This window comes from Pedococcus sp. P2_D9 (genome assembly GCF_056404275.1).
In genome coordinates this window covers 338743-352006 of record NZ_JBFUEI010000001.1, presented here as the reverse complement: position 1 = coordinate 352006, position 13264 = coordinate 338743, and the positions used below count along the sequence as shown (strand labels likewise).

The following is a 13264-nucleotide window of genomic DNA, read 5'->3' as shown; positions in this document are numbered from 1 at the left end:
CCTACGGGGGCCCTTCACACCGGCGGCCAGGGGATGGCCGGCCACTCGCCGGTGGGCAGCGGGTATGCCGCCTCGGCGAGCAGCGCCGCGCAGCGGGCCTCCAGGGCGGAGAGCTCGGCCGTGGTCAGCAGTCCTGACAGGCCGCGGTGCAGCGACGACGTCGCGTCACCCAGGGCGTCGCGCACGGTCGTGATCCGGGACAGGTCGGCTGAGGACAGCGGCTGACCAGCGAAGCCCCAGAGCACGGTCCGCAGCTTGTCGTCCTGGTGCAGGCTCACGCCGTGGTCGAACCCGCGCAGGCGCTCGCCCTCACGGACGAGGTGCGAACCCTTGCGGTCGGAGTTGTTGATCACCGCGTCGAAGGCCGCGACTCCCCGGACATCCGCGCTGTCCTCGTGCACGACCACGACCGGCCGGCCGCGCTCGTCCTGTCCGCGGAGCACAGCCAGCCATCCCTTCGGAACGGCGTCGGGCGCCACGACGTCGACGACGTACTCCGGCTGGGTCTGCGGGTCGCCGACCCACCGCTGCACCGATCCGGGACCACGGGGCCCGTCGCGCAGGACGGTCTCGGGCACCACGTCCCACCCACCCTCGGCGCTGACCAGGTGGGCAGCCACCTCGCGGGCCGCCAGCGACCCGTCAGGGAAGTCCCAGAGAGGTCGCTCGCCCTCGATCGGCTTGTAGATGGCCAGCGGTCCCTCGTCGTCGCCGAGTCGCACGAGCAGGGCGAGGTTGGAGGCGTCGGCCAACGCCCCGAGCACCACTAGGTCTGCGCGCGCCAGGAGGTCGAGGGTGACCCGTGCGCCGCCTGCCGGCTGGGTCAGCGCTTGTAGCCGTTCGCGCGGGGGCAGATGTGCCCCTCTGGTTCGAGCGGGCCACCGCAGAACGGGCAGGGCGGGCGGCCGGCGGACACGACCGACTGGGCCCGGCGCGCGAACGCCCGAGCCCTCGACGGGGAGAGCACCACCCGCACCTGTCGAGGTTCCTCGGTGAGGACCTCCGGGTCGACGGCGGCCTCGGGGTCGTCGGGGTCTCGGTCGAGGCACTCGATCACCACGACGTGCCGGGTGTCGTCCCAGGCCAGGCTCAGCGCAGTGACACGGAACTCGTCCTCGATCGGGGTGTCGAGCGGTGCGTTGTCGACGACCTCGGCCGCGGCGTGGTCGCCACCCTCCCCCGCTGCATAGCTGTCGAGCAGGTCGTTGATGCGGTCGGCGAGAACCGACACCTGCTGCTTCTCCAGCGAGACGCTGGTCAGTCGACGTCCCTCGCTGGCCTGGAGGAAGAAGGTGCGCTGCCCCGGCGGGCCGACGGTGCCGGCGACGAACCGGTCCGGTGGATCAAACTCGACGAGCCCCATGGCGAAACTCTAACCGGCTCCCCCGCCGACGGTTGCGTCGCCCGCGACCGGCGCATCGGGTGTCGGCTGGAACCGGGTTAGGTCGGGGCTCAGGTCGTTGGCCGTCAGCAGGAACGTGTGTCGACCGCCGTACCGCACCGCCGAGACCGAGGCGGGGTCTGCGGTGTAGCTCTGGAACTGGGCCAGACCGGACCCGGTCGCGTCGGCCAGGACCGCCTTGAGGAGGTCACCGTGGGTCACGGCGACCCACAGCATGGAGCCTCCCGACGCCTCGCCGACCTCCCGGTCGTGGCGCCTGACGGCCGCCACGACGCGGTCACTCATGGCGCGAAGGCTCTCGCCGGCATACCGGTCGTCGTCCGGGAACCGGGCCGTCTCCGGGGCGTCCTGGACGGCTTTCCACAACGCCTCCTTGGCCAGCTCACCGAGCGGGCGGCCTGTCCACGCGCCGTAACCGCACTCCTGGAGGTCGTCGTCGACGGTGACCTCGACGCCCACCGCCGCGGCGATGGGTGCCGCAGTCTCGAGACAGCGTTCGAGCGGACTGCTCACCACCCGCGCGACGGGCAGCCCGCGGAMCCGTTCCGCGAGGAGGCCGGCCTGCTCGCGACCCCGGTCGGTGAGGTGGATGCCGGGCAGCCGGCCGGCGAGGATGCCCTCACCGTTGGCGCTGGAGTGGCCGTGACGGACCAGCAGGACGGTGGGCACCTGCGCACTCTACGGCGCGCTGCTCGCTCGCTCGTCCGCGACGTGGTGAAGTAGGGCCGTGATCGTCGACCAAGCCATCTACCGCCAGGGCCAACGGCTGCCGTGCGGCGACCTCAGCGACGCGCTGGAGGAGCTACGCGGTGGGGACGACCCCCACGCCTTCCTCTGGATCGGGCTCAAGAACCCCACGGACGCGGAGTTCGACCTCGTCAACGACGAGCTCAAGCTGCACCCGCTGGCCGTGGAGGACGCGGTCAAGGGCAACCAGCGACCCAAGGTGGAGCTCTACGACAACACGATCTTCGTGGTGATGAAGACGTTGCGCTACATCGAGGAGACCTCCGACATCGAGACCGGCGAGGTGATGCTCTTCGTCGGCGACAGGTTCGTGGTGACCGTCCGGAGGGGCGAGGCGAACCCGCTGGCGGGGGTGCGGCAGGGGCTCGAGGCCAACACCGAGACGCTGCGCCACGGAGAGATCGCGGTGGTCCACGCGGTGATGGACAGCATCATCGACAACTACGTCTCCATCGACGCCGAGCTGCAGAAGGACCTCGAAGAGATCGAGGCCGCCGTCTTCTCGGGGTCCAGGTCCGCGAGCTCGACGACGATCTACCAGCTCAAGCGTGAGGTGCTGGAGTTCCGTCGCGCGGCGGTCCCCCTGGCCGCGCCGCTGCGGATGCTCCACGACGGGTCGCGGTCACCGTTGCCCCACAAGGAGGTCAGGCTGCTGTTCCGTGACGTCGCGGACCACCTCCTGCGCGTGATCGACCACGTCGAGTCCTACGACCGGCTGCTCACCGACATCCTCAACGCCCACCTCGCGCAGATCAGCGTCCAGCAGAACAGCGACATGCGGAAGATCTCGGCCTGGGTCGCGATCGCGGCCGTGCCCACGATGATCGCGGGCGTCTACGGCATGAACTTCGACAACATGCCCGAACTCCGGTGGCAGTACGGCTACTACCTCGTGCTGGTCGTCATGGCGTCGGCCTGCGTGGGCCTGTACCGCGCGTTCCGCAAGTCGGGCTGGCTCTGACCCCACCGGTGGCGCTGACGGGGCCTTGACCACGACGCCCTCATGCCTCAGGTGGCGGTCATCCACCCAGCGGCGAGGACGACGAGGAGCACGAGGCCCAGGGCGACGCGGTACCAGACGAAGGCCGTGATCTTGTTGCTGCTGACGAACTTCAGCAACCACGCGATCGAGGCGTAGGCCACGACGAAGGAGACCACGACGCCGAGGATGATCGGGCCGATGCCGAGCAGCTTGAGGTGGTCGGTCTCGCTGAGCAGCTCGAAGATGCCCGCAGCCGTCAGGGCCGGGATCGCCATGAAGAACGACAGCCGCGTGGCCGTCAGCCGGTCCAGCCCGCGGAACAACCCGGCGGAGATGGTCGCGCCGGAGCGGGACACACCCGGGACCAGGGAAGCGCACTGCACGAGGCCGATGACGACGCCGTCGACGAGGGTGACCTGCCCCTCGCCGCGCTCGACCCCCTGGCGGGTGAGCATCGTGTGGCGGGTCTCGGCGAGCCACATCACGGCACTCCAGGCAAGGAGGGCCACCGCGACCACCCACAGGCTGCGCAGGCCGCCGCTGATCAGGTCCTTGGCCGCGAAGCCGACGATGCCCACGGGGATGGACCCGACGATCACGGCCCAGGCCAGCTGGTAGTCGTGGTGGGCCCGGGCCGGAGCGCTCACCAGGCCGGACACCCACGCCACGAGCAACCGGACGATGTCCTTGCCGAAGTAGAGCAGCGTGGCGACGATCGCCCCGAGCTGGATCACCGCGGTGTAGGCGGTCACCCCCGGGTCGTCGACCGTCAGGCCGAGCAGCTTCTCGGTGATCGTCAGGTGTCCGGTGGAGGAGACCGGGAGGAACTCGGTCAGCCCCTCCACGATGCCGAGGATGAGGGCGTCGAGATAGCTCAGGGTCAACGGTCTGCTTTCGGGGTAGTGAGGCGGTCAGGCCTGAGGAGGAAGCGGTGCGGCGCCGAGGTCACGGGCCAGTCTCCCCCATCAGCTCCGCCATCGTTCGCACGACATGCAGCCGGTCCTCGAGCCCCCCGGCAAAGGGTGCGATCGACAGCGTGCCGACCCCGGCGTCGGCATAGCGCGCCAGGCGGTCCCGGATGCGGTCGCGGGGACCGATGAGAGCCGTGGCGTCGATGAACTCGAAGGGAACTGCGGCTGCGGCATCACGGTGCTGCCTGGCCAGGAAGAGGTCCTGCACCCGCGCCGCCGCCTCCTCGAACCCCATCCGCACCGCCAGCTGGTTGTAGAAGTTCTGCTCCCGCGAACCCATCCCACCGATGTAGAGGGCCGCGTAGGGACGGATCGCGTCTGCGGCGGCCTCGACGTCGTCGGCGATCACGACGGGCACCGACGGAGCGATGTCGAAACCCTCGAGGGGGTTGTCGTCGGTCCCCCGGCCGGCACGCCTGCGGCCAGTGACCACGGACTGCACCAGGTCGCCGGAGTGCTCGGGGCTGAAGAAGATCGCGTGCCACCCGTCGGCCACCTCCCCTGCGAGCTCCAGGTTCTTGGGCCCCACAGCCGCGAGGTAGATCGGGAGATCTGGACGCGGCGGGTGGATCGTCAGCTTGAGGGCCTTGCCGGGGCCGTCGGCCACCGGGAGCGTGAAGTGCTTCCCGGCATACGCCAGGCTCTCCCGTCGCAGGGCCATCCGCACGATGTCGACGTACTCTCGCGTGCGCCCGAGGGGCGCCGCGAACGGGACACCGTGCCACCCTTCGCTGACCTGGGGACCACTGACGCCCAGGCCCAGGCGGAAGCGGCCCTTGGACAGGGTGTCGAGCGTGGCCGCGGTCATCGCCGTCATGGCCGGCGTCCGCGCCGGGATCTGCATCACTGCCGCACCGAGGTCGATCCGCTCGGTGAGGGCGCCGATCCACGACAACACCGTGGGGACGTCCGAGCCGTACGCCTCGGCAGCCCACGCCACGGCATACCCGAGCCGATCGGCCTCCTGCGCGACCGCCACGTTGTCCTGGTCCACGCCCATGCCGAAGTAGCCGAGGTTCACACCGAGTTCCATGGGTGCGAGGTTAGCGGCGAGTGCGCCGCGTCAGCCGGGCGGCGGCCGACTACCGTACGGGACCATGCGCCAGCGACGAATGGGCACCTCCGGACTGTCGGTGTCCCGCCTTGCCCTCGGGACGATGACGTGGGGCCGGACCACGGACGAGGAAGGCGCACGCGAGCAGCTGCGCACATTCCTCGATGCCGGGGGGAACCTCGTCGACACCGCACACGGCTACTCCGACGGCGCCTCCGAGGAGATCATCGGCCGCCTCATCGACGACGACGTCCAGCGGGAGGACCTGGTCATCTGCACCAAGTCCGGCATCTCCCGCCGCTCCGGCAACCGCGTCGTGGACACCTCACGGCACAGCCTGCTCAGCCAGTTGGACACCTCACTCGAACGGCTCGGGACCGACCATGTGGACCTCTGGCTGGTCCACACCTGGTCGGACGAGGCGCCACTGACCGAGACGTTGTCGGCGCTGGAATGGGCCGTCAACACCGGGCGTGCGCGCTATGTCGGTGTGTCGAACTTCAGTGGCTGGCAGGCGGCCAGGGCGATGTCGCTGCTCGAGCAGGCGCGAGTCCCCTTGGTGGCCAACGAGATCGAGTACTCCCTTGCCAACCGCAGCCCCGAGCCCGACCTGCTGGCCGCCGCACAGGCGCTGGGGTTCGGGCTGCTGCCATGGTCGCCGCTGGGCCGGGGCGTGCTGACCGGCAAGTACCGCAACGGGGTGCCCGCAGACTCCAGAGCAGCCTCGCGGGACTTCCCCCGGTTCACGGCCCGCTACCTCGATGACCGCAGCACCGGGATCGTCGAGGCGCTCGCCATCGCCGCCAAGGGGCTGGAGGTCAGCCTGGCCGAGGTCGCCCTGGCCTGGGTGCGAGACCGGCCGGGCGTGGTCAGCCCCGTTGTCGGCGCCCGGACCACGGCACAGCTGCGCACCTCGCTCGCCAGCGAGTCCCTCGAGCTCCCCGACGAGCTGGTGGCCGCGTTGGACGAGATCTCAGCCTGAGGCGTCAGGACTCGTCGTAGTCCGCGTCGTCCAGTCCTGAGTAGACACCGCCGTCGCCGTCCTCGTCGGGATGGTCGTCAAGCTCCTCGTCGTCGTCGTCGTCCTCGTCGTCTTCGGCATCTTCGGCATCTTCGTCGTCGTCGTCGCCGTCATAGATGTCGAGCGGCGTCATCTCGCCGTACGCCTGCAGGAGGGCGTCGTCGTAGGTCGCGAACGCGTCGGCCAGGTCGTCGTAGGCTGCGATGACCGTTGGGTCTTCCTCGCCCCGCTTGGATGCCGATGCCTCGAGGTGCCGCTCGAAGGCGGTCATGAGGTTGGCCAGCGCGCCACGCGGGTCTGCGGTCATGGCTCGACGGTATCGGGTTCTACGGCAAAATGGCGGACGATGGTTGAGTACGAGTACCGCGTGGTGAGTTTCACCCGAACAGATTCGCGATCCGACATTCGCCGGACGCTGACCGAGCACGCCGAGTACGGCCACTGGGAGCTGCACCGCACCCGGATCTACCTCGGTGGTCTGCAACGGACCTGGTTGCGCCGCAAGATCATCCGGGCGCCGCGCCCCATCTGACGAGGGATGGCGGGAGTCGGTGCAGACCTCCGGTCAGGCGTTGTTCGTGCCCGCTGCCCCGTAGTCGACGAGCCCGTGGGCCTTGCGGAGAAAGGCGATCCCGAGGGCGATCAAGCCGCTGGCCAGCAGCACGGTGGGTGCGAGGTCGGCGCCCGTGAACGCGAGCAACCCCGAGGCCCCGACCCTCGCTGCGCTCCCCGTCGGGTTGGCTGACGTGGCGGCCGCGCTGGTGGTGCCGCCGGTGGATCCCTGGGAGGTGCCGACTGACGCTCCGGCCGGGCAGGGCACGAGCAAGCGTTCCACGGGCAGCCCCACAGACCTGAGCTCGTCGAGGAGGTTGCGGTCGAGCACGACGATCGTGGTGCGGGCCGGCACACCGGCGCGGGTCAGCCGTACGCACGCCCCCAGCAGGTCCCGCACGGTGAGGTCCGCGCCCACGACGGTGTCACCGTCCGCAGCGGGTGCTGCGACGACGCGCGCGGACGCGCTCGTCCCCGGCGCGGTGCGAGCCGGGGTGCTCCGCTGTGGAGCGCTGCCGGACCCCTTCCCCGAAGGACTCTCCACGGCACCCTTGACGGCGCCGACGACCTGGGTCACCGGCGTGGTCGGGCCGGACGGTGGCGGCGCCGGCACGAGGCTGGTCGCGGTGCCGACCACCGCGCCAACGGGGTCAGGCACCACCTGGGGGGCAGCATGGGCGCCACCCTCACCGAGGAGAACCACCCCTCCCGCGAGGGCCAGGACCGCGCCGAGCCGAGCAACGCCACTGATCCGTTGACCAGTCCCCATGACCGTCCGCCCTTCGCGTGTGTCCACTACGGACTGCTCAACGACGGGCCGGACCGCGGGGATACGGCTGCAGCAGGGATTTGTGCGCGGTCAGCAGGTGGCGATGAAGCGCTGGAGCACCTTGGTCCCGAACTCGAGGGCCGAGACCGGCACCCGCTCGTCGATGCCGTGGAACATGGGCGCGAAGTCGAGGTCAGCCGGCAGCTGGAGAGGGGCGAACCCGTACCCCGTGATGCCGAGGGTGCTCAGCGCCTTGTTGTCGGTCCCCCCGGACAGGCAGTAGGGCAGCACCTCGGCACCGGGGTCCTCGGCGAGCAGGGCCGCCTTCATCGCCTCGACGAGCGGCCCTTCGAAGGGGGCGTCGAGCGCGATGTCACGGTGCACGACCTCGACCTCCACGTGCTCACCCGCGAGTTCCCGGATGGTGTCGAGGAGGTCGTCGTCGTGGCCCGGGAGGAACCGGCAGTCGAGCGAGGCGCAGGCGCTCTGCGGGATGACGTTGTGCTTGTACCCCGCCTCGGCCATGGTGAAGTTGGCGGTGTCCTGCAGCGTCCCCCTCACGAATCCCTGCGCACCCCCCAGGTGGTCGAGCAGGTCGTCGAGGTCCTCGTCGGAGTAGGACGTGCCGGTGACGGCGGAAAGGCCGTCCAGGAGCTCGCGCACCGAGGCGATGTACTCCCGTGGCCACTTGTGCTCGTTGATGCGGGTGATGGCTTCGGCCAGGCGCACCACGGCGTTCTCGTCGTTGGGCACCGAACCATGACCGGCCCGTCCGCGGGCGGTGAGGCGAAGCCACAGGATGCCCTTTTCGGCGGTCTGGACCAGGTAGGCCCGGGTTTCGCCTCCGGCGGTCGGCACCGTGACGCTGTAGCCACCGACCTCCGAGACCGCTTCCGACACGCCCTCGAAGAGCTCCGGGTGGTGGTCGACCACGTAGTGGCTCCCCTTGACACCTCCGGCCTCCTCGTCGGCGAAGAAGGCGAACACGATGTCCCGCGGGGGCTTGGCACCGCGGCGGGCCAGGTCGCGGATGTTGGCCAGGATCATGGCGTCCATGTCCTTCATGTCAACAGCGCCGCGGCCCCAGATGCAGCCGTCCCTCAGCTCGGCCGCGAGCGGGTCGACCTGCCAGTCGGCGGCGTTGGCGGGTACGACGTCCAGGTGACCGTGGATGCACAGGGCCGGGCGGTCGCGGTCCTCGCCCTCGATCCGGACCACGACGCTGGTGCGTCCGGGGTCGCTCTCGATGACGGTGGGTTCGAGGCCGACCTCGCGGAGCTGGGCCACGACGTACTCGGCGGCCTCGCGCTCGCCGGGTCCGGAGCCGTCGCCGTAGTTGGTGCTGTCGATCCGGATCAGGTCACGGCACAGCCGCACGACCTCGTCGACGGGAGTGGTGGCGGACTCGGTGACCTCGCTCATGCCGTCCAGACTAAGGGCGTTGGGTATGCAGCGCGGCCGCTCGTTCCACGGGATCCGTTGGGGGCTGGGCCGTTTGGGAGATGCGGTGTGCTGCGTGCTATCGTTCCGGGTCGCAGCAGGCGCTCCCCAAGGGGCCTGCTCAGCACCTTGTCCGGGTGGCGGAATGGCAGACGCGCTAGCTTGAGGTGCTAGTGCCCTTAACGGGCGTGGGGGTTCAAGTCCCCCTCCGGACACCACATGGAACGACCCCGACACGCTTCATCGTCGGGGTCGTCCTTCGCGTCAGAAGTCCACGCCGTAGATCGGGAGCATGAGCGGTGCACGCTGCGTGCTCCGCTTGGCCTCTGCCAAGAGGGCCGGGACGTCGCCGTTGAACCGGTTGACGCCCAAGGCCATGCAGACGAGCATCATCTCGACCGACCTCAGCGGCTGTGTCCACTTCAGCAGGACCGCGGCGGGAAGCGTGTGACGCATGGCCTCGATCTGGGAGAAGGTCGCGCGGTCGCCGCGGAACGACCCCCCTTGGACGAGCACCGCCCCCGCCGCGCCGAGTAGCGCCGTGCACGCGGTCAGCTGGTCCTTGGAGGCGTCCGTCGTGTCGATCAGCACGCGCACCTTGCCGGCCTGCGGCGTCACGGCCTCGACGACCGCGTCGACCTGCTCGGCAATCAGGTGCAGGCAGTCGTTCCCACGCCCGGGTGCGACGACCAAGGCGACCTCTGAGGCGCCGAGCGACACCAGTTCCATGGCTTCGGCAGCGAGGTCGACCGGGTCATGGAATTGCGACGGCCTGTCATGGAAGGCAAGAGCCGTCACGGGCGCTGTTCCGCTCCCAGTGAGTCGGCGGGCCGCGGTGGCCAGGTGCTCGGGACGACACAGGACCGCGGCAAGCCCGACCTCGGCGGCATAGTCGCATCCCCGTCGAAGTTCCCCATGGTCGACTTCAGGGCCGTGCAGCCGGTGTTCCAGCGCTCCCGCGAGTGACTCGCGGGTCACCACCTCGCGTTCGAGCTGGATCCGCGTCCGAAGCCACGCTGTGTCCAGTGCGAGCACGCGTCACCCTTCCTCCGGGGGGCCCAGGAACGGTTTCGCCTACCGCCGTTTCACGGGGTTTGTCCCCGAATGTACCGGTCAAGCGGGTGTGGATGCGCGCTGTGCGTCCACCGGGGTCAGCTCGCCTCGCTCACCAGGGCGGTCTGCATCAGCGCGAGGTGCGTCAGTCGTCGCTGCCGGGCATCGCCGGTGTTCCGACCCCGCACGAGCCGGCGACGCAGCTCGTTGACCAGCTCCTGGTTCGACACGAAGCGAAGGACGAACGTGGGCTCACCCTCCTGGTTCTTCGGCAGCCCACACGCGATCCCGGCCGCCACCACCAGCTGACGGTAGGGCAGGTCAAGGGCTTTCGACAGCCGCGAGAGCGTCGACTCGTCGGGCATGGCGGACAGCTGCTCCGGGCCGACCAGGTTGACGACGACCTCCGGGCTCAGTCCGCTCTCGAACGTGAACTGCGAGACGGACCACCCCTTCTCGCGCAGCCGCTCTTCGATGACGATGCCGAGTTCATTTGCCATGGACGCTCCCCGCGTGAGCCGAATTGGAAGGGTTTCTTCCTTCTGGATGTGAAGAGGAAACCATGATGATTTGGGCTGCGTTCGGTAAACAGCAGAACAACTCATTAAAGGTTTGGTAAAGACGTTTGCATGGGGTTGAAGGCGCGCAAGGCTGGTAGCGGCGCGGCCCCCACCGGGTCGGGCCCTGCTGTGTCCGGCGACCTGCCGTGGCAGTGGACCAACGGCACCCATCGTGGGAGTTCGCATGCATCTCCGCAACGCAGCACCTGCCGTCCTCGCCACCGTCGTCGCAGCGGCGGCGATCGTCGCCGCAAGTCCCGCCCAGGCGGCCAAGCCGGTCAAGCCGACACCGGTTCCGTCGCACACGACGACCGTGGTGGGCACCGACCCGTTCGCTGCGGCACAACCCACCGCCGCGGGTCACCTCATCCGCGACCTCGGCCTCGACGGCGGGAGGCTCTACGTCGCCTACGGCGACTACGACGCGAACACCGGACCACAGCAGGTGCACACGTTCGACCCCGCGACCAAGGCGTTCTCGGGGAGCCAGCTCGAGGTGCCGAGCGAGGAGATCAGCGTCTACCGCAAGGTCAGTGGCAAGCTCTACGCGCCGATGACGGACCCGCGCGTTCCGTGGACCTCCAACGTTGGGTACGCGACCAACGCCACCGGTGCGTGGACCAACGAGATGAAGGCCCCCGCAGTTCACGTCTACGACGTCGCCACCCTGACCGGGAACGACCTGTGGATGGTCGGTTCGGTCGGGCAGTACGACCCCGCGGTGGCGGGCGGCGGGGCGGGTGCCTACCGGTCGACTGACGGGGGCCAGACCTGGCAGCTGGTCGCCAAGGACACCTCGGCCGTCGAGAACGGGTACGAGCGCTACTACTGGGCGGCCGCGATCAACGGCACGATGTACCTCCAGGCCACCGGTGTCACGGGAGGTGCGCCCCTGCGCGCCTTCAACGGGGTCACCTGGTCGACCGTCTCCCCCGGGTCCGTCGACCGGCCGTGCGGGACCGTGGCTGCCAACCGGGTCGAGGTCTTCAAGAACAAGATCGTCTGCGCGGGAGGCTCGTCCTACGGCGTCACCACGTTCAACGGGGTGAGCGCGGTGACCGCCGCGATCGGGGGACTCTCCGACCTGGCCGTCCCGGGTGACGGCTACATCTACGCCCTGACCTCCGCCGGCCTGTACCGCAGCCTCGACGGCAGCTCGTGGACCGCGCTCAGCACGGCACCCACCGGCGCCCAGTCCGTGGCCGTGGTCAACGGCAGCGTCTACCTGGGTATGAGCGACTCCACCATCGTGAAGGTCAACAACCTGACGGTCACTCCGGCAAGCTGACCTCGCGCTCAGCACCGCGGGTTCCGAGAGGTTGACCCCCGCCTCGTCCGTTCGGCCCTTCCATGGGGTGAACTCGGCCGATCCGCGGCGCGTCCGTGCACGGCATACCTGACGGGCTTCTACCGTCGAAGACGTGAGCACGCACACCATCCACCGCAGCACCAGCCACCACCCGCGCGTCCTGCGCGGAGCGCGGGGCTGGATCTGGGTCTGCGAGTGCGGTGGCGCATCGTGCCGGACGCCGGCACAGGCCCCGCTGGCCTGGCGTTCGGCCCTCATCGCCGCGTTGCTCCACTCGTCCACCGTCGCCCCCTGACGGGGCCCCGACACGCGACTCCCCCACACGCGTCCCCACGCGAGGAGGGCTGACGGGCTAGAGCCAGGTGTGCACCCGCACGGTCGTCCCGGTGTCGCACGACCGCAGCTGCACGAGGTCGCAGAGCTGGTTGACCATCCACAGCCCGCGGCCGTCCGGCTCCTCGGTGCTCGGGGCGAGTCGCCCGGTCAGGGGGTCCGCCACGACACCGCGGTCGGTGACCTCGCACACCAAGGCCTCCGGCGTGCGCCACAGTCGCAGGGTGCCGCCGTTGCCGTGCACGACCGAGTTGACACCCAGCTCGTGGAGCGCGAGCCCGAGGTCCTCGGCTCGTTCCTGCGGGACTCCGCAGACGCGAGCCACGTGGAGGGCCAGGTCGCGGACGGACCGCAGGGTCTCGTGCGTGATGGTCCGGACGATGCTCGTGACCGGCGGATCCGGGAGCGGCGTCGCAAAGGCCAACGCACCCTGCTCGCCTCCCGCGTAGGACTCGTTCGCCGTCGGCGTGCCATTCGGCTGCGCCACCCACGGGTGCGAGTGCAGGGCGACGTCGACGACCTCATCAGGCAGCGCCCCGACCTCGTAGGGGCAGCGCAACCACAACGGCGCCGACGCCGGGATGGCGTCGTTGAGCAGGGCCTCGTGCAGCTGGCACTCGCTGACCTCGACACTCGACCGCCCCGCCCAGAGGGGTTCACCAACCCCACGCGAGGGTCGGTCCCCCGACTCGGTCACGAACTGGACCCACGCCGCGATGATCCGTGCAGGGTTGGCGCCGAGGTGTTCCATGGCGGCGAAGTCCACGTGCCTGGCCTCGTCGCCGAGGGCCGCCCGGACCGCCTGCAGGCGAGGTGCGGGGAGCGCCACGAGGACGCGTTCGCCAGCCAGCAGTCCCCTGCGCACGAAGTCGACGGTGTCGTGGACGAACGCATCCGGACGCGACCAGAACATCACGTCATGGACGTAGCCGTTGCTGGCGCGCGCTTCCCCCACGGCGAGGGAGGAAGGTGTCATGCCCATGAGTGCTCCGTGCGCGCGGCCGACCGGGACGCAGCACCCGGACTCACGCAAAGGGTACGCCTCCACGCACGCCGACGGTGCAAGTCCGG

The 13264-nt window shown here is 69.8% G+C and carries 16 protein-coding genes and 1 tRNA gene; 6 read left to right on the top strand and 11 right to left on the bottom strand.

Annotated features, from left to right (window positions below; all coding sequences use genetic code 11):
* Positions 1–14: 14 nt before the first annotated feature.
* The 3 genes from AC1DXJ_RS01675 to AC1DXJ_RS01665 are packed head-to-tail and all read right to left on the bottom strand — an operon-like array spanning position 15 to position 2071.
* Positions 15–785, bottom strand: a complete 771-nt coding sequence (locus AC1DXJ_RS01675; protein ID WP_477632296.1) for an SCO1664 family protein — start codon at positions 783–785, stop codon at positions 15–17.
* Between the two features lie 38 nt (positions 786–823).
* On the bottom strand, positions 824–1363 hold the full coding sequence (locus AC1DXJ_RS01670; protein ID WP_477612903.1) for a DUF3090 domain-containing protein: 540 nt from the start codon (positions 1361–1363) through the stop codon (positions 824–826).
* Between the two features lie 9 nt (positions 1364–1372).
* On the bottom strand, positions 1373–2071 hold the full coding sequence (locus AC1DXJ_RS01665) for an MSMEG_4193 family putative phosphomutase (protein WP_477636219.1): 699 nt from the start codon (positions 2069–2071) through the stop codon (positions 1373–1375).
* A 58-nt stretch (positions 2072–2129) separates the two neighbouring features.
* Here AC1DXJ_RS01665 and corA point away from each other — a divergent pair, with 58 nt between their 5' ends.
* The gene (corA, locus tag AC1DXJ_RS01660; RefSeq protein ID WP_477612901.1) at positions 2130–3110 is read left to right on the top strand and encodes a magnesium/cobalt transporter CorA; all 981 of its coding nucleotides are present in this window, start codon (positions 2130–2132) and stop codon (positions 3108–3110) included.
* 47 nt (positions 3111–3157) lie between these two features.
* Here the strand turns inward: corA and AC1DXJ_RS01655 are convergent, their stop codons facing one another.
* Together AC1DXJ_RS01655 and AC1DXJ_RS01650 are read right to left on the bottom strand one after the other, a co-directional pair.
* A complete protein-coding gene (locus tag AC1DXJ_RS01655) occupies positions 3158–4015 on the bottom strand; it encodes an undecaprenyl-diphosphate phosphatase (protein WP_477636218.1) in 858 nt (285 codons plus the stop codon).
* Between the two features lie 61 nt (positions 4016–4076).
* Positions 4077–5135, bottom strand: coding sequence for an LLM class F420-dependent oxidoreductase (locus AC1DXJ_RS01650; RefSeq protein WP_477632146.1), 1059 nt, complete (start codon positions 5133–5135; stop codon positions 4077–4079).
* Between the two features lie 64 nt (positions 5136–5199).
* Between AC1DXJ_RS01650 and AC1DXJ_RS01645 the strand changes: the two genes are divergently transcribed.
* A complete protein-coding gene (locus AC1DXJ_RS01645) occupies positions 5200–6138 on the top strand; it encodes an aldo/keto reductase (RefSeq protein ID WP_477632145.1) in 939 nt (312 codons plus the stop codon).
* Positions 6139–6142: 4 nt separating this feature from the next.
* Here the strand turns inward: AC1DXJ_RS01645 and AC1DXJ_RS01640 are convergent, their stop codons facing one another.
* The gene (locus tag AC1DXJ_RS01640; RefSeq protein WP_477632144.1) at positions 6143–6484 is read right to left on the bottom strand and encodes a hypothetical protein; all 342 of its coding nucleotides are present in this window, start codon (positions 6482–6484) and stop codon (positions 6143–6145) included.
* Between the two features lie 39 nt (positions 6485–6523).
* On the opposite strand from AC1DXJ_RS01640, the gene AC1DXJ_RS01635 reads away from it, so the two are divergent.
* Positions 6524–6709, top strand: coding sequence for a DUF5703 family protein (locus AC1DXJ_RS01635; protein WP_477612896.1), 186 nt, complete (start codon positions 6524–6526; stop codon positions 6707–6709).
* A 33-nt stretch (positions 6710–6742) separates the two neighbouring features.
* Here the strand turns inward: AC1DXJ_RS01635 and AC1DXJ_RS01630 are convergent, their stop codons facing one another.
* Together AC1DXJ_RS01630 and AC1DXJ_RS01625 are read right to left on the bottom strand one after the other, a co-directional pair.
* Positions 6743–7525, bottom strand: coding sequence for an RAD23 family protein (locus AC1DXJ_RS01630; RefSeq protein ID WP_477636217.1), 783 nt, complete (start codon positions 7523–7525; stop codon positions 6743–6745).
* 63 nt (positions 7526–7588) lie between these two features.
* Positions 7589–8920, bottom strand: a complete 1332-nt coding sequence (locus AC1DXJ_RS01625; RefSeq protein WP_477632142.1) for a M20/M25/M40 family metallo-hydrolase — start codon at positions 8918–8920, stop codon at positions 7589–7591.
* Positions 8921–9069: 149 nt separating this feature from the next.
* Here AC1DXJ_RS01625 and AC1DXJ_RS01620 point away from each other — a divergent pair.
* A tRNA-Leu gene (locus AC1DXJ_RS01620) sits at positions 9070–9156 on the top strand.
* 46 nt (positions 9157–9202) lie between these two features.
* On the opposite strand, the gene AC1DXJ_RS01615 is transcribed toward AC1DXJ_RS01620, so the two are convergent.
* Together AC1DXJ_RS01615 and AC1DXJ_RS01610 are read right to left on the bottom strand one after the other, a co-directional pair.
* The gene (locus tag AC1DXJ_RS01615) at positions 9203–9973 is read right to left on the bottom strand and encodes a hypothetical protein (RefSeq protein WP_477632141.1); all 771 of its coding nucleotides are present in this window, start codon (positions 9971–9973) and stop codon (positions 9203–9205) included.
* A 116-nt stretch (positions 9974–10089) separates the two neighbouring features.
* Complete coding sequence (locus AC1DXJ_RS01610; RefSeq protein WP_477623791.1) at positions 10090–10491, bottom strand: hypothetical protein; 402 nt, start codon at positions 10489–10491, stop codon at positions 10090–10092.
* Positions 10492–10735: 244 nt separating this feature from the next.
* On the opposite strand from AC1DXJ_RS01610, the gene AC1DXJ_RS01605 reads away from it, so the two are divergent.
* Entirely contained in the window at positions 10736–11839 is a 1104-nt protein-coding gene (locus AC1DXJ_RS01605) for a beta propeller repeat protein (RefSeq protein ID WP_477632140.1), read from the top strand.
* A gap of 133 nt (positions 11840–11972) precedes the next feature.
* On the top strand, positions 11973–12155 hold the full coding sequence (locus AC1DXJ_RS01600; protein WP_477612890.1) for a hypothetical protein: 183 nt from the start codon (positions 11973–11975) through the stop codon (positions 12153–12155).
* A gap of 57 nt (positions 12156–12212) precedes the next feature.
* Here the strand turns inward: AC1DXJ_RS01600 and AC1DXJ_RS01595 are convergent, their stop codons facing one another.
* Positions 12213–13175, bottom strand: coding sequence for an anti-sigma factor RsbA family regulatory protein (locus tag AC1DXJ_RS01595; RefSeq protein WP_477636216.1), 963 nt, complete (start codon positions 13173–13175; stop codon positions 12213–12215).
* Between the last annotated feature and the right edge of the window lie 89 nt (positions 13176–13264).